The organism is Pseudomonas sp. NFACC13-1, from assembly GCF_900104425.1.
Lineage (GTDB): Bacteria > Pseudomonadota > Gammaproteobacteria > Pseudomonadales > Pseudomonadaceae > Aquipseudomonas > Aquipseudomonas fluorescens_AA.
Window position 1 is genome coordinate 110914 of sequence record NZ_FMXV01000008.1, and the last position, 18707, is coordinate 129620.

At 52.5% G+C, this 18707-nt stretch carries 14 protein-coding genes and 1 pseudogene; 10 read left to right on the forward strand and 5 right to left on the reverse strand.

The annotated features are described in order from the left end of the window. The first annotated feature begins 165 nt into the window (after positions 1-165). Genes BLQ55_RS13065 through BLQ55_RS13080 form a run of 4 tightly spaced genes read left to right on the forward strand, consistent with a single transcriptional unit; the run spans position 166 to position 4374 of the window. Positions 166-1119, forward strand: a complete 954-nt coding sequence (locus BLQ55_RS13065) for a TIGR03756 family integrating conjugative element protein (RefSeq protein WP_092254226.1) — start codon at positions 166-168, stop codon at positions 1117-1119. After that, on the forward strand, positions 1116-2522 hold the full coding sequence (locus tag BLQ55_RS13070; protein ID WP_092254228.1) for an integrating conjugative element protein: 1407 nt from the start codon (positions 1116-1118) through the stop codon (positions 2520-2522). The genes BLQ55_RS13065 and BLQ55_RS13070 overlap by 4 nt, the downstream gene beginning before the upstream one ends. Then, positions 2519-2872, forward strand: a complete 354-nt coding sequence (locus BLQ55_RS13075) for a hypothetical protein (protein ID WP_092254230.1) — start codon at positions 2519-2521, stop codon at positions 2870-2872. The genes BLQ55_RS13070 and BLQ55_RS13075 overlap by 4 nt, the downstream gene beginning before the upstream one ends. Next, positions 2869-4374 carry a conjugal transfer protein TraG N-terminal domain-containing protein gene (locus tag BLQ55_RS13080; protein ID WP_092254232.1) on the forward strand — a complete coding sequence of 502 codons (1506 nt, stop codon included), beginning with the start codon at positions 2869-2871 and terminating at the stop codon, positions 4372-4374. Before BLQ55_RS13075 ends, BLQ55_RS13080 begins: the two co-directional genes overlap by 4 nt. A gap of 10 nt (positions 4375-4384) precedes the next feature. On the opposite strand, the gene BLQ55_RS32815 is transcribed toward BLQ55_RS13080, so the two are convergent. Beyond that, positions 4385-4801, reverse strand: coding sequence for a DUF3742 family protein (locus tag BLQ55_RS32815; RefSeq protein ID WP_092254234.1), 417 nt, complete (start codon positions 4799-4801; stop codon positions 4385-4387). A gap of 126 nt (positions 4802-4927) precedes the next feature. On the opposite strand from BLQ55_RS32815, the gene mobH reads away from it, so the two are divergent. Together mobH and BLQ55_RS13095 are read left to right on the forward strand one after the other, a co-directional pair. Next, positions 4928-6769, forward strand: coding sequence for a MobH family relaxase (gene mobH, locus BLQ55_RS13090; protein WP_092254236.1), 1842 nt, complete (start codon positions 4928-4930; stop codon positions 6767-6769). A gap of 261 nt (positions 6770-7030) precedes the next feature. Then, entirely contained in the window at positions 7031-7282 is a 252-nt protein-coding gene (locus BLQ55_RS13095; RefSeq protein WP_092254238.1) for a hypothetical protein, read from the forward strand. A gap of 65 nt (positions 7283-7347) precedes the next feature. Here the strand turns inward: BLQ55_RS13095 and BLQ55_RS13100 are convergent, their stop codons facing one another. The 4 genes and pseudogenes from BLQ55_RS13100 to BLQ55_RS13135 all read right to left on the reverse strand — a co-directional run bounded on the left by BLQ55_RS13100 (position 7348) and on the right by BLQ55_RS13135 (position 13494). Further along, positions 7348-8214 carry a DNA/RNA non-specific endonuclease gene (locus tag BLQ55_RS13100; RefSeq protein WP_092254240.1) on the reverse strand — a complete coding sequence of 289 codons (867 nt, stop codon included), beginning with the start codon at positions 8212-8214 and terminating at the stop codon, positions 7348-7350. 946 nt (positions 8215-9160) lie between these two features. Continuing rightward, positions 9161-10087 (reverse strand): restriction endonuclease, encoded by a 927-nt coding sequence (locus BLQ55_RS13110; protein ID WP_092254244.1) that lies wholly within the window; start codon positions 10085-10087, stop codon positions 9161-9163. Positions 10088-10566: 479 nt separating this feature from the next. Next, positions 10567-10823: pseudogene (locus tag BLQ55_RS13120) on the reverse strand (integrase); the annotation flags it as partial. A gap of 856 nt (positions 10824-11679) precedes the next feature. Next, positions 11680-13494, reverse strand: coding sequence for a DUF262 domain-containing protein (locus tag BLQ55_RS13135; RefSeq protein ID WP_092254248.1), 1815 nt, complete (start codon positions 13492-13494; stop codon positions 11680-11682). 233 nt (positions 13495-13727) lie between these two features. Between BLQ55_RS13135 and dndB the strand changes: the two genes are divergently transcribed. From dndB to BLQ55_RS13155, 4 genes are read left to right on the forward strand one after another with little or no spacing between them, the layout of a single operon-like run. Beyond that, positions 13728-14810, forward strand: a complete 1083-nt coding sequence (gene dndB, locus BLQ55_RS13140; RefSeq protein ID WP_092254250.1) for a DNA sulfur modification protein DndB — start codon at positions 13728-13730, stop codon at positions 14808-14810. After that, on the forward strand, positions 14807-16333 hold the full coding sequence (gene dndC / locus BLQ55_RS13145; protein ID WP_092254252.1) for a DNA phosphorothioation system sulfurtransferase DndC: 1527 nt from the start codon (positions 14807-14809) through the stop codon (positions 16331-16333). Before dndB ends, dndC begins: the two co-directional genes overlap by 4 nt. Further along, the gene (dndD, locus tag BLQ55_RS13150; protein WP_092254254.1) at positions 16330-18342 is read left to right on the forward strand and encodes a DNA sulfur modification protein DndD; all 2013 of its coding nucleotides are present in this window, start codon (positions 16330-16332) and stop codon (positions 18340-18342) included. The genes dndC and dndD overlap by 4 nt, the downstream gene beginning before the upstream one ends. Continuing rightward, positions 18339-18704 carry a DndE family protein gene (locus BLQ55_RS13155; RefSeq protein WP_092254256.1) on the forward strand — a complete coding sequence of 122 codons (366 nt, stop codon included), beginning with the start codon at positions 18339-18341 and terminating at the stop codon, positions 18702-18704. The genes dndD and BLQ55_RS13155 overlap by 4 nt, the downstream gene beginning before the upstream one ends. Positions 18705-18707: the final 3 nt, after the last annotated feature.

An 18707-nucleotide genomic window follows, 5' to 3' on the forward strand; every position in this document is an offset into this window, starting at 1 on the left:
CCATCAGGCAGCCTGATCTTTCCGCTACCTCCTAGCCGAAGCGCCCTTTCAGGGCGCTTTTTTTCTGGGTAACGACTATGCGGGCTGCGGCAAAATCCGTTTTTCAAGGGTATGGGCTTCCGAGCGCTGATTCACTGTGCAGATAACCCTGCACAGGATCAATCCATGTCCTACCACCGCTCAAAAATCTTTCGTTTGATTGCCATCCCCCTGGCCGTCGGAATTCCGCTCTCCGCACACGCTTTGAATACCGCAACCATCACTGCGTCCAGCCTGTCGCCAGATTGCATTGCCTATCGCGTGGTAGGCATTTGTTACTGGCTCTTCTGCACCAAGTTCGGATGCAGCGTTAAAACCTCTTCGAAGGTTCACCACTATGTCCCTGACGCAGTGGTGTCGAGCTACAGCACCACCGGCGGGAACCCTTGGACGGAAGTCCGAGCCATGAGCTCAGCCAATGCCTCTGCCCAGGGCGGCGGCGATGGCAGTGCAGGCATCAGCCATGAAAATGACCTCGCCAAATTCAAGAATGCCGATGTAATCGGTCATCCTGGAGGAGCCACCTTCAGCCAGTTTGCGGGGCAGTCTGGTTACTCCTGCCCAGGTGCTGGACAGATGATGATGCCCTACTTCCTGAGCACCTTGGACAGTGTCGCCTGGCGCTACAACATTCCGGAGCTGGTCTTTCCTGAGTCTGTCACGCCGGGCATGAGGGAGATCGGCAGTCGCGCTGCCGGGAACCTGTGGGGAGCGGTCTATCCCCGTGGAGGTTTTTTGCATGGCGTCGACGACCACAAAAGCGCTGCGGTTGTCGCTCAACGCGCGGGAGACATTGTCACTCGGCAAGGTCAAGCACACGTGTACCAGCCGCTTCTGGGCTCCAAGCGGGATGGGTACTGGCCAGCCGGCCCGCTGAAAGAAAGCGACGCAAGCACCGGGAAATGGCAAGAGCTGATGCCCAGCCAATCCCCAACCTGCGTTGTCTTTCCTAACAACGCTGTGCATGTTCAATCACCACGTGGCGACTACGCCTGGGCCCTCTGGCGGCCCTACAGCTGCTGCGAACGCAAGGGGCAGATCTTCCTGGGCAGTACCGATTTCGCGGGAGCAAGCGAATGAAAACAGCCCACTTTCGCACTCCAGTCTCACCTCGTTCCGTCACCAGAATCATCATCGCCACTCTGCTTCTCACGGCCCACAACGCATACGCCACTCAAACCCAGATCAACAAAGACGGCATCAACCACAGCGGTTCGATTGGAGACGATGTGCTCTACAGCATTGGCGGCGGACGCGCTGTGTCCATGGGGGGATCGGCGTCCATGGACAGCATTTCGGTAGGGGCCGGCTGGGACGCCAACTTGATCTGCGGTGACATGAGCCTGGACACCACGCTGCAGAACCAACTCAACGGTGCCACACGCGGCTTCAAATCCATCATGGGCAATATCATCCAGAACGCTACCAGCGCAGTAGCCTCTCTCCCAGCCTTGATCATCCAGCGTGCTGACCCCGGTCTCTACAACCTACTCACCAACGGCATTCTCCAAGCACGGCTGGACTTTGACCGATCCAAGTCGACGTGCCGAGCTGTCGCCGAACGAATGGCAGATATCGCCGGCGGCCAGCTCGGTTGGGGGCAGTTGGCCGAAGGTATGGCGCTGAGTCATACCGTCAAAAACCACGACGCCGTTGCGGCGGTTGAGCAGGCCGAGGCAAATCGAGGCAACAACGGCGTCCCCTGGATTGGAGGTCAGTCGGCTGGAGGCAGACGACAGCCGCCCATCAAAGTCGTCTCCGACGTCACCCGCGCCGGTTTCAATTTGCTCAATGGCCGTGACGCCGGCAACCGTACCCCTATTCCCAAAAACAGCTGCGGCAACCGCCTAAGTTGCCAGACCTGGTCGTCTCCCCAGGAGGCCGAAGCCTGGGCAATCCGTGTTCTGGGAGAACGAGAACACCAGACTTGCGACAACTGCACCAAAACTCAAACCAAACCTGGCGTGGGTCTCACTCCACTCATTCAGGAAGAGTACGAAGCCAAGCTGCAAGTTCTTGAGGCCTTGATCAAAGGCAGCAAGCCCACCTCCGCCGAACACCTCATGGCAGCGGGCAGCCAATCATTGCCCATCACCCGCGGCGTCATCGAAGCACTGCGCGATGAACCTGATCAAGACTTGCTGGCAAAACGTCTTGCCTCAGAAATAGCCCTCTCCAGCGTCCTGGAAAAAGCTCTGCTGCTGCAACGAACCTTACTCACCGGACGCAAAGAACCCAACGTAGCGGCCAACCAACTGGCTCAGCAAGCTATCAACACCGAAAGCGAATCCCTGACTCAGGAAATCAACAACCTCAAGATCGAACTCGAGCTGCGTCGCACCCTGGCGAGCAACTCACCCATGATGCTGATCCAGCGTCAGAGCGACCGCGCCGCTGCCTCTCGCGGTGTTTATCAGGGGGACTCCGTCCGCAACCGCCTGGATCTGATCCAGCAGACGGTACCGGAGGGCCAATCTCGATGATGCGTCCAACAAAGACACGACTTGTAATCGCTCATCTGGTTCTATGGGGCGTCATCCTTGGCCTGGCATTCACAGTCGTCGGATTGCTAACCCTGGAAGCAGCCAACGATTTGAACGGTTGGTACTCCTGGCTGGACAAGAACAAGACAGCCCTGCTGATCTGGCGATTGACCCTCTATGGCGCAACTGCGGTGGCGTGGTACCGAATGCGTCGGCGCCTGACCCGCCGCGGACTCACAGCCGAACAGCATCGACGCCTGCTGTGCGCCGAGATCGCCGCCATTGGAGTCCTCACCCTGCTTGAGCTGTTAGCCGTCACCGACGAAAGCCGGCCTTGGACACGCCCATGACGCTCTACACGAACGATTATCTGGAGTATTACCTGACCCTGGTCGCATGGATCGTCAACAACGGGATATGGGAGATGCTGGTCGCCAGCGGAGTCTTCACCCTGCCCTTCCTGGCGATCATCATTCAGGAGTGGCTCAGGGCCCGTAGTGAAGGTGCTGACGAAGGCAATAAGGGCGTGCTCTCCTCGCTGCGTATCGAAAATCGGGTTTGGGTCGCCATCGTCGTGATCATGTTCGCGGGCGTACCGTTCATTGATGTGGACTTGAACACCATTGAGTTCGACGACACACGCTCTACACAGTGCCAGGTCAACGTGGCCACACCACAGGACACGCGCTGGTCCAACACGTTCACCACGCTCAACAACCAAAGTGCAAAGGTGCCTGTGTGGTGGTTCTTCATGCACTCGTTGTCCAAGGCTCTGACGGGGGGAGCCACTGCTGCAATCCCCTGCGGTACAGATCTGCGGCAGATACGCATCGACATCGATGCAGCGCGCATCGACGATCCTCTCCTGGCTCAGGAAGTGGCTGACTTTAGCCAAGACTGCTACGGCCCAGCCCGGGCCAAGCTGTTCATGAACCGGCCTACGTTGAGCGAAGCGTTGATGGATGACATCAACTGGATTGGCTCAAAATACCTGCTCGATACCCACGGTTACTACGACGCGTACCGCTCGAAAACACCTCGCAGTCGCTGGCCCTACAACAGTGCACGTGATGCAGGCCTCTTGCAGGTTCCGGGCGGTGGTGGCTATCCGAGTTGCAAGCAGTGGTGGTCGGATGTCGGTCACGGACTAAGGAACAGGCTGTTGCGGCAGGTTGATCCCAATCTACTGTTTCGACTTACCCAGTGGGCACGCTTCCTCAGCATGGCCCAAGCCGAGGACGCCGTTGTTCGTTCGGTGGCTTCACCACGTCAGCAGACGCTGAACCAAGGCCAAGTCTATTCCAGCTACGCAGGCCAGATCGACATGAGTGTCTCCAACCTGACCGCACGCTTAGCCTCAGATCTGGGCCTGACCGTAGGTGCAACAGCGTACTTCCCTGCGATGGATGTCGTACGCCAAGCCCTGCCCATGGTCCTGTCTTTTCTGAAGATGGCGCTGACCATCAGCATCCCACTGATCCTGGTCATCGGCACCTACGAGCTCAAAGCCCTGGTCACCATCAGCTGCGTGCAATTCGCCCTGTTCTTCGTCGACTTCTGGTTCCAGCTCGCACGCTGGCTCGACAGCACGATCCTCGATGCCCTCTACGGTTGGAACTCACCCCACAGCAATTTCAACGTGCTCCTAGGCGCGAACAATTCCTTTGGGGACATGCTGCTGAATTACGTAATGGGATCACTTTTCGTAGTGCTGCCTGCGTTCTGGATTGCAGCTCTAACATGGGTGGGTATCAACGCAGGAGGCTTAATCAAAGGGATGGGTGATGCAATTTTCGACGCTAAAGGGGCTGGTCGTTCAGGTACTTCGGTGATCAAAGGAATGAAAAAGTGATCATTCCAGCTCATTCAAGGTCGTCGAACATTTCTCCGTAGTCGATACGTGTATCCCCTTCATAGTATCCAAACCCGTCTGGGCCATCTCGCCACTGCGGGGTCCTCTCATCGTCGATAGCGACCCCAGTGGCCCATCTGACAAATAAACATATGGCAATCAGCGTTATCCAAAAAGCAACGTACAACAGAATTATGAGGACAACGGCCTGCAAGCCCACCCCAATCATCCGACACAGAACGTAGGGGACGCCCACGCGTTGTAGGCAACGCGAGAACCTATCCAGAATCCGCGAGTATCCCTTCCAGCATCGTCCGAGATAATTGCCGAATTTTTCTGCGCTCGAAGATTGCTCCTGCTCGCTCATCAACATCTCCTTTGCCCGTAGTGTCCCCTGCTGTGCAAAGGAGTCAAATGGCGGCTCCATAGCCTACCGCTCCCTCAAAAGGTAAATGGGAAAAAGGGGTAAACCAAGGGAATGGAGCAGAAGGGGAAAGGCCCTACCCGAAAAGCAGAAAAGGCCTTCCTGCAAACCCAATCGAAAGGATCAATCATGCTCTCGCTGTTTCATCGCAAGTCACGACCCGCTCCAAAACACATCGATTCAACCGAGCCAACGGCACCTGCAGGACTGACTCGTCCTCAGTCAGCAAAGTCTCTCTTGGCCACACCGCGCCGGGAAAAACTGCTGAAGCTAATATGGCAGCACACCGCCGTCTCCCGCCCACAATTCAACGAGATCTACCTCGACCCGATCAGCCGCTACGCCGAACTGGTTCAGCTCCTTCCCGCCTCTGAAAGTCATCACCACGCATACCCCGGCGGCATGCTTGATCATGGGCTTGAAGTCGTTATCTACGCGTTAAAGCTAAGGCAATCTTACCTGCTTCCCTCTGGTGCTCAGCCTGAAGTACAAATCATCCAGGCTGAGGCCTGGACTGCCGCCCTCGTATACGCGGCCCTGGGCCATGACCTGGGCAAGATCGCTGTAGACGTGCATGTCGAGTATGGCGACGGCCGCGTCTGGCACCCCTGGCAGGGTCCACTCTCAGCCCCCTACCGTGCGCGCTATAAAAAAAACCGCCAATACCGACTCCACGGCATTGTAGGCGGAGTGCTCATCCATAAGATTCTGAACAGCGAAATAATGGATTGGCTCAGCACCTTCCCTGAGCTATGGACAGCTTTGATGTTCAACTGTGCAGGACAAAACGAACATGCGGGCGAGCTCGGTATCCTGATCTCAAAAGCGGACCAGGCCTCAGTTGCTCAAGCACTCGGCGGTGACCCTACCAAGGCCATGGCAGCCCCCAAACATGCTCTACAACGTAAGTTGTTGGAAGGTCTACGCTATTTGCTGAGCGAAGAACTCAAGCTCAATCAGCCTCAAGCCTCAGATGGCTGGCTTACTCAAGAAGCCCTCTGGCTGGTCAGTAAAACCGTCTCAGACAAATTACGCGCTCATCTGCTTTCGCAAGGTGTCGATGGGATTCCGGAGCAAAACATCGCCATTTTCAATGTGCTCCAGGAGCACGGCATTGCCCTCCCCAACACCAATGGCAAAGCCATCTGGAAAGCGACCGTCACCAGCGAAACAGGCTGGTCCCATAGTTTTACGTTCCTAAAGCTGTCCCCAGCCATGATCTGGGACCGTGAAGAGCGTCCAGACATATTCACAGGCTCGGTGGCGGTCATACCGCTAGAGAGCGCCACAACACTCTCCGACGACGCTTCTACCCACCATCAAGCTCCTCTCTCAGTCAGGGACCTGTCGGCTGGGTCGCACATGCCCCCTAGCCCACCATCAAGTTCAACCGCAATGGATTCATCTCCACCGAATTCACTCGATTCACTCATGGACCTTTTTGGTGGGCCTCCAGCGCTACCCGAAGATTTCACCCCGCCACTTGAAGAGACTGACCATTCGCCATCCCATGCGTCTCCACAGGACAGCAAACCCGTTGAGCTGTCCGGCGCTCATTTCATGGAATGGCTGACCAACGGGCTGCGATCTCATCGAATTATCATGAATGACGCCAACGCCCTTGTGCATACAGTCAGCGACACCCTCTATTTGGTTACCCCAGGCGTCTTCCTACGTTATGCCCAAGAACATCCCCATCTGGCACGCATCGCCAAGAAAGAAAAACTTTTGGATTGGGAGTGGATTCAAAAGCGGTTCGAGGAATTGAAGCTGCATCGGAAGCAACCCAATGACCTGAACATCTGGATCTGTGAAGTCAGTGGCGCCCGCAAAACCCGAAGGCTGTACGGCTACCTACTCAAGTCACACGAAGGACTCATGAACGACCTGGCGCTAAACAACCCTTACCTCAAGCTGCTGGATTCGATGCCACGGAAACGCAAAACTCCAACTTTAGGAAACACTCGGTAACCGGTTTTTGGGTTGACAGCCAACCGCCAGGGAAGCAATTTATGTACGCGTTTTGCTGACAAAGTCAGCTACATGCCCAGCCGCCAAGGATCTTTCAGACGGCGCTACGGAGCTTATCCGTAGGATCCCTCCCAATGACCGCTTCGTTTCCTGCAGTGCGGTTAGGTCGACTTAACGGTCGATTCGGAAACACAGTATTTCTCACCCACGACGGGCCTTTTCCCGTCGTGGGACAAGGCCCTAATTTTTTTGGAGGCCTTAATGAAAATGGACCTAGCTCTGTACCAAGCGTTGATGTCGATCAGCGTCCCTGAGCAAAAAGCCCATGCCGTAATCGAAGCAATGGAGTCTGATATGCATACCATGCTTGCTACAAAGAGCGATCTTGCGATCCTGAAAACAGAGATCCACGCAGACCTGTCAAAGCTTGAAGTCAAGCTCACCACAAGAATGGGCGTCATGCTCTCAGCCACGATAGGCATCTTGATCACAGCAATGAAATTTATCCACTGATCCTTCGATCACCTTGGATGTACTGAAAACCACCTGTCTATGACAGGTGGTTTTTCTATGCGGCTCTAGCTGCGGGATAACTCTGCTGCCGCATTGCAGCCGATTTTCTGGGACAACTGCCCTTTCTTCGCTTTCAGCTCTGTCTGGACGTCCTGAGGCAATGCGCTCCAGAGGGTCAATCCCGAGCGCTCCTCGATTTCATCTACCGTCACCTGGAAATCGCAGAAATTGGCGGAGCGCGGTGTGCTCTGCTCCATGATGAATGCTGCGTACAGTCCATTTTCGGGCGTGCTGCCAGTGAAGATGACCTTCCAGTACCCGCTTGGGATCGTGTGGACTTTGTTTGTGCCTGGTAGCGAGCCAATGTTCTTTTCGTACAGAGGGCCGGTGGTCACATAAACGGCATCAACATCAGGTGCCTTGCTAAGGCTGCGCTCCTGATCCTCCAAGCGTGCCCATGCGCCTCGGTTCAGGTCCATTTTTTGAGGCGTGATGTTGGTGAGATAGTTCAGCGTTTGCCAGTCCGATACACCACCCATAGATGCGAGATTCGCTTGGTGGCCCCTGTCTATTTTCAAGGCTACGCTGGCTCCGTTGTAGTCGACCGGATTCAGTGTTTGGTCAGCAGGAACGTCTGGGTCGGTTTTCCAGTTTCGCGGACGCCCGCTGGCTGGGGTTTCCTTGGTAATTTTGTAAGCAACCCAGTTCGCGAACTTCGTAGAGCCGTTGTTGTTTAGCGTATAGGCCTGCCGGTTGAGCGTAACATCGCTTCCACCGGATGGGCAGCCGACTGCGCAGTTGTCGATGGTTGTTGGCTGGGTCAGGAGCAGCTTGGGTGTGTCAGGAGCGTCTGTTGGTCCAGGGGTGGTGCAAGCCGCTATCAGTGGGAAGATGAGGAGTGAGGCCAGTTTTACGTTTTGCATTCCTTGCATTGAGGTTGTTTCCTCGAAAATGGCCCGTAAGCATAAGGATCAATTTCTAGCGAAACCACTGCTGTAGCCTTTCAAAGCGTGTATTACAAGGATCGATTACTTTTTCCAACACATGCCCCGGGCTTCCAACATGATGGGCTAAGGTATCTCAGCGTGGGTTCATTCACGGTCATGCGTTAAGCATGATCACAAACGCCACATTTTTTGCAGCCCCACCTAGCCGCATGGGTTAACAAAGCTGGGGCCAGTGCCGGATTAAGGCGACTATGCAATCCTTCATAGGCAGAGATCAACGAGGAGCAGATGCGCAGGCGACTGCGTTCTGCCCAGAGCTGACGACGGCAACGGGCGGAACCCGAACAGAAGCGGACGATGATCAAGTCAAACGTTTAACCTGAACGTCTAGAGCATTTCATAGACTACTCCAAACCCGGCACCTAGCTCCTTTTGGATAGCCGCAATCAAAGCCTCAGCAGCGTCGTCAAATTCCGTATATTCGGCCGCTTCCCAAGGACCTGGATCTGGTGGGTAGTCCCAGTTCAAGTCGGTGTCGTGCCAGCGTGTCATTCCACCCAGCCTCTCGAGCGTAATAGCGTTCAGTGGTAACTTTTCTTCGATTGATCCCACCGAGAATTGTGCTAACGCGGCTTCATTTCCGCACCACAATGCACCGCCTCCCCACGCAAACATCAACCGTATACGAAACTTTCAACCATGCGTGCTCCGGACACCGGTGAGAAACAATCCTATCCTGGGTTGATTGATCGATGACCTATTATTGCTTTTTATGCGAAGGTTTCGGCGCGCCCCATCAGCGGGGAAAGGCCGAATACCATTAGCAGAGCTCGTCCGAACAATCGCCGATTGGAGAAAGCAAGTCATGAACGGCAGCTTAGTCTTTGCCATTTCGGCAACGGCCATCACCCGAATTTCAGCCGAATTGCGCTTAAGAGGCGCGGTCGACAAGCCATCCAATCAAGCCGTTGCGCACAGCAAGACCGGCAAGGTCGGCCTCATCCCAGATGATGAAGACGCCGTCTCCAGACTCCTTGGGGATTGTCGCAAGCGCGTTGTTTGGTGAGTGGGTGACGAAGTAAAAGCGCGAAAAACCCTGCATGTCCTGGAACTTCTTTTGGTAGTCCCGGAAGACAGGCAGCGTGGATTTCGACTTCACTTGAACGGCAATCCGCTCTTGAGTGATGGGCGATAGTAAATCCAGATCAATGTCACGCTCTACTCCCCCCGCCACACCTGTACGCTGCCAGCCAGCTTGACGGAAGATCAAATCTACGAATGTTTCGAAGTCTTTCGGGTGCAGATTCTTGATAATCGGAATGGTCGCCTTAACCAGCGAAGCAATCGCCGCCTGTGCTGCCGCCACCCGTGGCTCATTTGTGCCATTAAGCTTGTGCATCAGATAAAGAAGTTCCCGAACTAGGCAAACTGTACCTTGGAACGATTGAACTGCAAGGAGCTTGCCACTCAGACGCCCCTTCAAAAGATGCTGGCCGTGTATGTCCAGACACGACCAACCGCCTACGCAGTGACGAGTTTTTGTTAGATCATCATTACATGTCACACCTGGCGCAGCGAAGCACCACCACAGGCAGTCAGCGTAAAACGTAACCCAAAGCGTCGAAGCCGGCTCTTCGTAAAATTGCCGTACTTGGTCAATGTGCCGAGTGATAGTACCGGCGTCAGTAATCGACGGGAACGATCCCCGCGCTTTCTCCCACTCACCCGCCAAGGCCAGTTCATGAGGAACTTCGTGATAGCCCAGCATGAGGATTCCCTTCTCGATGCAATCCTTCTCCCAAGAGCCCTTAGGGCCGAGCTTGATGAAAAGCGCTTTAGTAGCTGCAACATTTTTCACGGATTCAACTCCTTTTGCCGACCGGATCAGCGGCCTCGCAGCTTTAGTGGGGTGGTGATGGAAGGTGGCGTCCGTTCTGGAATACCTGAACCGCTTTCCGGAGCGGGAAGGGAATCGCCTGCGCCGCACCTCAACCATTATCTAGCAACCGTTCGCCAGCGTCCTAGAGGCCAAGTAGTGTTGCGACTCCTGATTTTGCAGCTGCATCGCGACTGACCGCTATTGGCCGATTCTGTTGAAAAAGTCGGTCAGCCCAAACGGCCTGATCATTGATTGGTCCAAATGCCTGTTTTGCACGCTGCTACGTGAAATCCGAGCCCGGAAGGCTTTGTCAAAAGTAAGGATTTCAATCTCGGACGTGTACTTTCCTGATGCGCCAACCATGGCCAACTTTTTCAACAGAATCGGTCATAAGCGGTCGGTCGTGCCCGTCTGCTGCGGGCTGATTCTGTTGATCCAGAGCACGGACCATACGCTTGCGTTTTCTGCTGCATAACCATGGCATGTGATGATACGTGCTGGCCATGGGCAATGTCGCGCACGCGGAGCTTGGTTAAGTCGCAAGCTCGAAGCTTGCTGTCGATGGCCAGATCGAAGTGAGCCAGATCCCGAGTTCTTCCTGCGATTTGAAGCCTGACTCGGATGGCCCAGATACCACTCAGTAGTAGTGGGGGTCTCTGCTCGACTAATTTCCTTTGTTCCAGGGCTGACGGCTGCGGGCAGCGATGATGTCTATGGCATGTCCTCCACGTGTGGAAGGACAAGGATGGCTAACCAAAGCAACAGTCGCTAACCGGCCCAGGCTGTGTGAAAACACCGCCGAGCAGTTCAAGACCTGCGGTTTAAAACAGTATAAGTCGATAGTGGACTTTCACGACCGGCAGCCTCGTTCGGTCGTTTTCCTTCGAATAGCAATGGCTGGGCTCACTCATAAAATTTACCAGCCAGCAAAATGGCCGCACAACGTTGCCATACGTTTGATCTACTGGCACTCACAGGGGAACTGCGCGAGCTGGCGGTCGCCCACGCTGCGGCAGCATCAAAAAAAGTATCAATAGAGCCGTTTTCCCATCTCAACACCCCCGGTCCATGGGAGACGACGGAGAGGTCTCCTCCAGCAAGCGCTCCTCGGCGAAATCCATACCTAGAGCTTCAATAAAGCCAATGAATGTCTGTTCGTCGTCTACGGTTTTCAGTAGCTCATCAAGATTTATGGACATGGTGACCTTGGAAGTGCGTGATAGATGATCTATGTGTGGGGCTCCATGGCGTACCAGTGCTGAGCACGTCTCTTGCCTTGTGGGATGCGTGCAGCATGGCCGATAGGGATCTGTTGTCCAGCGACTTGGTGTACCTCGACAAAGTTGGCGAAATGTTTCAGTCAAGCCAGCCCGACGCGCCACTGGTATTACTATCCACAACTGCTCCCAGACGAGACCCAAACCGACAAAAAAGTTAGAGACCAAGCTAATAACTAGAGTGGTGTCATGCTTTTAATCGCAGTTACTACTTATATCGCAACCATGAGCCCTTTCCAGCTAACCATAACTAAAACGCCCTTCATACGAAGGGCGTTTTTAACATCACGATGATTACGCTACAAATATTACAGATGCCATTTCGATTAAAAACTGTTCATAAGCCCCTATTTCCACCACACTCCAACATTCACTCTCTGCAATCTTCCTATTCAAAAATAGAGAAGACCTTGCATACATTTCACGTTTTTCTTCATATGGAGCATTACCTGACAGGGTATTTGGCACGTTATCCAGCAGCGTGAGATTACCCAAACAATTCTTCAACGGTTCAAGGTCGGCAACTTTATGAATTTGCGATGCATTTCGGGGATAAATATGCTCAATCGACGTACTATTAAAATCATAAACTCTGTTACCCTCTATACAGCGCGGAGAGCCTATTGCACCATTAGCATACCAATCAGAATAGCTCTCCAAAATCGAAAGAAGGTACTTAATAGGTTTATTACCCCCATCTCGAGGCTGATACTTCAAAGCCTTAAGCCCATTATTGAAAGCAATGACCGGAGATTTGTCGAGAAGCAATTGATTAAGTTTATCTCGCAGCGAGGACACACTGTACTGCCCCCCTTTCAATCTAATCTCCTGAGACTCCTCATAATACAGCCGCTTTAGTGGAGTAACGTGCTCAGAGCAAATAACTTTGAATCTAAAAAAGCTGCGTTCCAACATCAATACCGCATCTCTAAATACGGTAGAATCATGTTGAGCCAAAGCTATCAAAAGAGGAACGCACAGGGTATGCCCGAGATCGACAATCAAAGCCTTTAATCTTGACTTATCCCATGGAGTGACAGCCCGAGTCTCTTCGTACGGCCATTCTCCAGCGAGCAACTTTCGACACAAATTAATGTCAGAGCGAATAAGCCGCATACCCTCAATACACTGATTAGCCTGTTCATTATTCACCTCGCCATATCCTACAGCAGGAAAAAAGCGAGAATAAAAATCATCAGCCAAGGATGAGGATTTAGCTCGAACAAACGCGTGAGACTCGTAAACCCAATGTAAATAATTAAGGGTCACATTAGGTTGATCAGATAATATGTCATCCCAAATTGCCTCTGACTCAGACTGTTGAGCTTCATGCCCCTCCAAAACCTCGAGAACCCTCGCGCGCAGCAAATCACCATCAGTCAATGAAACACCACGATCATTAATAACTTGAAACAATCTATATGCATCACTTTTGTTATCAACAACCATATGAAGAACTGAAAAATCCGAAAGCAACACGTTTTGCAGTCGTTCCAGCGAATCTAACTTCGCATCTGGAGTGCTAACCAGCCCAACAAGTTCAGAAACATATTTTTTTAATTTTGAATAGGCCCTCTGCAGCTTTTCGTGTGAATCCCTCACAGGAATTGCCCCCCCCCCCGAGAGCATGGATCTAAAAAAAGGCTCATCATTTTTTGACATCGTGAGCACATTTACCTTTTTGATTTCTTTATTAACCTCTTGTGAATACTCGATGAAACAATTTTTCAATTTTGACTTGCGAAGATCGATCCTATCGCGAAAATCATCACCCCCGACTGCAGATGACGAATATATTGATTGATAATTTTCAAATAGAACGGCAGCCAGTAGAGTTAACGTGGTCACACGTTGCTGGCCGTCTACCAGTTCAAACTTTGACTCATTCGCAACACCTTGCATTTGACGGCGAATACTCAATATTCCGCCAAAGAAATGCTCTCTTTCCTTACCATCATTTCTGATTTCATAACAAGCGGATAAATCATCCAAAAAGTCGTCGAGCGCTTCGTCCCCCCACGCATACCCCCTTTGATAACGCGGAACTTCAAAAATTGAGCGCCCGTCGAAGATAACCCCGAACGAAGCGTGTGTAGGATTGATCTGCATGCTAGAACCTATTTCCTTTAGATTTGCTTTCCTTATTCGCTCACGCAAAAAAGGTTATTGAGACGGCGACTATCCGGTGAATCACCCAAATGATAGCAAAATGCCCCAGCATCACAAAAAGAAGCCGCTCATGGCCTAGGGCTCAGAAGCGTGCTTGGAAGGACTGCCTGCCCTTGCATGTATGTTAAAAATATGCAAAATGACGTACTTGCTTGAAATAGACATGCAGGCCTATGAATACTTACGTTCACTCCTTCCCTTGTGTCAGAGGCATCCAAGCTGGTAGGCCTTGCTACATAGCGATGTGCCCGATGCGACTTGTGCCAAAGATTTTCATTTTCAACGAGGAGAATGTGCCAGCCGATTTACGCGCCCAACGCACTCTAAATCTGGCAAGAGTTCCCGAAATATCTGCTTATCTGTTGGATAACCGGGACGATTATACGTTATCTGCGATCACTGCATCGGTGGATGGCATCGTCAAATTCGACCCCGCTTCCGACACGGGCCTAGGGCAAAGCATCGGAACGTTAACGATCCCCATGGAAGCCCCGATTCTGATCAATGATGGTCAACATAGACGCGCAGCCATCGAGCAAGCAATCCGTGAGAACCCAGAGCTTGGTCACGACAACATCCCAGTCCTTTTCTTCATTGATGAAGGTCTCAATCGCAGCCAGCAAATGTTCGCCGACCTCAACAAGCATGCCGTACGGCCGAGCAACTCAATCAGCACCCTGTACGACCACCGCGACCAGATTTCTGATCTGGCCAGGTATCTAGCAAAAAATGTAGATGTCTTTTCCAGGATGACTGAGCTGGAGAAGTCCAGCCTATCCCCTCGCAGCTCCAAGCTTTTCACTCTCAGCGCCATCAAAAATGCGTCCCGTGTCCTGTTGAAAAAAGGGAAAGGTGATCTCATCGCGCAAAACGAGAGAGAGCTCGCAAAATCTTACTGGGAAGAGGTATCTCTACAGATGCCCGATTGGATAAGGGCCAAAAACAAAGAGCTCTCGACGTCTGAGTTACGTGACAACTACATCCATGCCCACGGGGTGATGCTGCAAGCGATGGGACTCGTCGGTGCTGAGCTGATTATCCGCAAAGAATCCGAATGGAAAAAAACAATCAGCCAACTGCGCAGTATCGACTGGTCCAGAGCCAATCCTGAATGGGAAGGCCGGGCCATGGTTCACGGCCGGATCTCCAAAGCCACCACGAACGTTGCACTCACCGCCAGTCTCATCAAGAAGAAACTTGGTGTCCCGCTGTCCACGGTTGAACGAGAGTTAGAAAACAGGTTTCCTCAACAATGAGTAATGATCAATTTCTCTATCCATCACACGATGCTTTCGTCCAAGAAGCGATCATTGCTGGTAGACCATTAGCGGACGCTGTCCGCGAGCTTCAGAACATTTACAAGGCTGATAATCGCCCTTGGGTAGTAGGGTTCAGCGGTGGTAAAGATTCCACCGTAATTCTTTCCCTCACTTACTACGCCTTGAAGATGTTGCCGCCTGAGGAACGCCATAAACACGTGTACGTGGTTTCCTCCGACACTCGAGTGGAAACCCCTGTAGTCGTCGACATGATCCGCCAAGTGCTTGATTCAGTGAACGCTCAGGCGATTCAGGACCAGCTTCCCATGACAGCACACTCTGTCACTCCTGACGTCGGCGAGACGTTTTGGGCCAATCTCTTGGGTAAAGGCTACCCTGCCCCAACCAAAGCATTCCGCTGGTGTACTGAGCGGATGAAAATTGATCCTGTGAGCGAGTTCATCAAGGACAAGGTAGCCCGCTTCGGTGAAGTCGTGGTTGTGCTTGGCTCCAGGCGAGAAGAAAGCTCCACGCGTGCCCAGGTAATCACACGCCACAAAATCGATGGTTCTGCACTTGGCCGACACACGACATTGCACAATGCGTATACCTACATGCCCATTGAGCTTTGGCATGCTGATGACGTCTGGGAATACCTCATGAGCGCTGCCAGGCCTTGGGGTGGCTCCAACCGAGTACTGTTTGAGCTCTACAAAGACTCCAATGCTGGAGAGTGTCCGCTCGTCATCGATACAAATACACCATCCTGCGGCAACTCGCGGTTCGGATGCTGGACTTGCACAGTCGTGACACACGACAAAGCGATCGAAGGGCTCGTAAACAGCGGAGAGGACTGGATGCTGCCGCTGCTCCAGTTCCGCAACCAACTGCACGCCAGCTCCCTGCCCGAAAATAAAACCGAATTCCGTAACTACAAACGTCGTACCGGGAAAGTGACCTTCGCGAGAGGGGCGATCGATGACGACTCCAATACCGCCGCCAAGCACGTGCCTGGTCCGTACTGGATGAAATATCGTCGAGAGTGGCTGAAGCTACTTTTGGAAATTGAGAAAGGCATTCGTGAGACCGATCGCGACATTGAGCTGATCGGCCGCGACGAGCTACAAGTGATTCGCCAACAGTGGCTCAAGGATCCAAATGAACCGGACTGGATTGATTCGCTTCCTAAAATCTACGGAGAAGTTTATCCGGAAGATACAGTCGAGTGGATCAAAAATGATGCCGGCGCGTTTACTGAACCTGATGCGGCCATTCTCAACGCACTCGAGGCTGAGCGCGGAGTTCCAGCAGTGCTGATCATGAAGCTTATCGATACAGAGTTGTCGTTCTCCGGGCTCTCACGTCGAAAAGGCATCTTGGACGAGCTGCAGAAAGTCCTGGAGCAAGACTGGGGAGGATTGGACGAAGCGATGGAGCGACGTGCAATACCTAAAATTACCGACACGTACAAGACAGCTTTCGAATCTCTGAAAGCCGACATAGATGGCTTGCTGCAATGATTATTGACTCTCTTTCAGTACTAGATTTCCGCGTGTTTAGCGGAGCCCACGACTTTGACCTGGTTCCGAAGATCAAAAGAGGCAAAAACGCGCCTATTGTTTTGTTTGGCGGCCTAAACGGCGGTGGCAAAACGACCATACTGAGCGCGCTGAAGCTTGCCTTGTACGGCAAAGGCGCAATGGGCTCCGGCGTAACGGTAGCCGAGTACCATCAGTATCTTCGTGAATGTATCCACAGAGCTCACAAAAGCATCGCCAAGCCTACGCGAGCGGCTGTCGAGCTGACCTTCCGTTACGCACAATATGGCGTTATTTCGAGCTATCAACTGACACGTGATTGGTTTGTTGACCATGCTGGCAAGGTAAAAGAAGGCCTGATCATTTCAAGGGACGGACACCCCTTGACCGAGCTTTCCTATGATCAGGCACAAGCATTTCTCAACGAGCTGATCCCGATCGGAGTCTCTGAGCTGTTTTTCTTCGACGGTGAAAAAATCGCGAGTCTCGCCGAAGAAACATCCGGAGATGCTTTGCGTGAGTCGATCAACAAGCTTTTGGGCTTGGATCTCATCGATAGATTGCACTCCGACCTCTCCGTTATCATCAGAGGGCGCTCGGTCAAAAAGGCTTCTGAAGATCGCAAGCAAAAAATTGCCGATGCAGAACGGACATTTAACGATCTGAAGGAGCAGTTGGCAGAAATACGCGAAAAGCTTCTCCTCATGCGCGTGAATACTGTCGAGGCCAGTAAGAACCTTGGCAACATCGAAGCGAGCATCAATGCACGCGGTGGCGCCTGGAGCGCCTCCAGGCAAGAGGAAACGATCAACCTCGATGCATTGGTTAGCGCAAAAAAGGCTATGGAGCACACCCTGCATGACATGCTCAGCGGCCTGCTACCTTTCGCAATAACTCAAAGCCTCAACGAAAAACTGCTAGCGCAGATTGATGCCGAGCAACGCGCGGAAAAAGCGCAGGTACTCTCCGAATACTTGCAACGTCAGCAGAGCAATTTTCTAGCAGAAATCGAATCTGCCTTCGCGATGACAAAGGATCAGCTCCCTGCCCTTCAAGATATTTTTCTGAGGACATTCGGCTCAGAGGTGTCGAACAGCGCTGAACAACAATCTCCAGTACACGAGCTCTCGGACACTCAACGATTCAGCATCACTCATCGCCTACAGAACGATGTTGGCTCGCTGCAACAGCGTGCTGCTAGCTTAGTGATGACACTTCAGGAAACCGATAGCCAGATCGAATCCGCCCAGGAAAATATCGCTAGAGCGCCCGACGAAAAAGTACTGATCCCACTGTTTAACGAACAAGGGCAGCTACAAGGACGGCTGTCCGCTCTTGAGGAGCAGAAATCGGTAATGGCTGAAGAGGCAAAGGCGCTCCTCGCACGTCTGTCGGTGGCTGCACGCCAGTTAGACGATCTCTACACCGAAATAGCGGAGTCCCAGGAAGAGGAGCGCCTGACCTGTCTTGCACAAAATGCCAGAGATGTATTGAAAGAGTTCTCTACTCGCGCTCGAATTGAAAAACTCAAAGAGCTCGAGTCACAGTTTTATACCTCATTCAATGGCCTAGCTCGCAAAGAGGATCGGAATCTCAGCATTCAGATCGATCCGAACTCCTTCGAGGTCGTACTCATCGATGATGAAGGGATAATACTTCGTAAAGAAGAGCTGTCGGCCGGCGAGAAGCAAATCTTTGCGATCTCTATTTTGGAAGCGCTGGCCCGCACCTCAGGACGAAGCCTGCCAGTTGTGATCGACACGCCACTAGGTCGACTTGACTCGGTTCATCGGAAAAAGCTTGTGGAAAACTATTTCCCCAAAACCAGTCACCAAGTCATCATTCTCTCGACAGATACAGAAATTGATTACGCCTTCTATGAAGGCCTACAAGGCAGCATTTCGCACTCTTATCATCTGGTATACAACCCAGAAACTCGCTCCACTCAAGCAGAGGAAGGCTATTTCTGGCGGTGGGCACAAAACACATGAACGTATTTCCGCACAAATTTAAAATATCAACATCATCCACCGCGAAGCTGAAGTTCCTAAAATCGAAAACAGGTTTGACGCCTAATATCTTGAGTAGATTTGCAATCGCGCTTGCACTGGCTGACGAGAATGGCCTTGGTAATGCCAGCGTGTCGGACCTGGACGGGCAGGAGTTCAATGCCCCTACTCTATTTGGCGAGCACTTGGATATCTACGAAGCGCTGCTCAGGCAGTTCACACATCAAAGTGCTCTGGAGTGGGATCCCGTCAGGCATGTCGCCTCTCTCATCGAGGTAGGCCTACATAAAATGGGACATGTACGCTCCCTGAAAGACGTAGCATTTCTGATAGCAAGAAAATAAAAA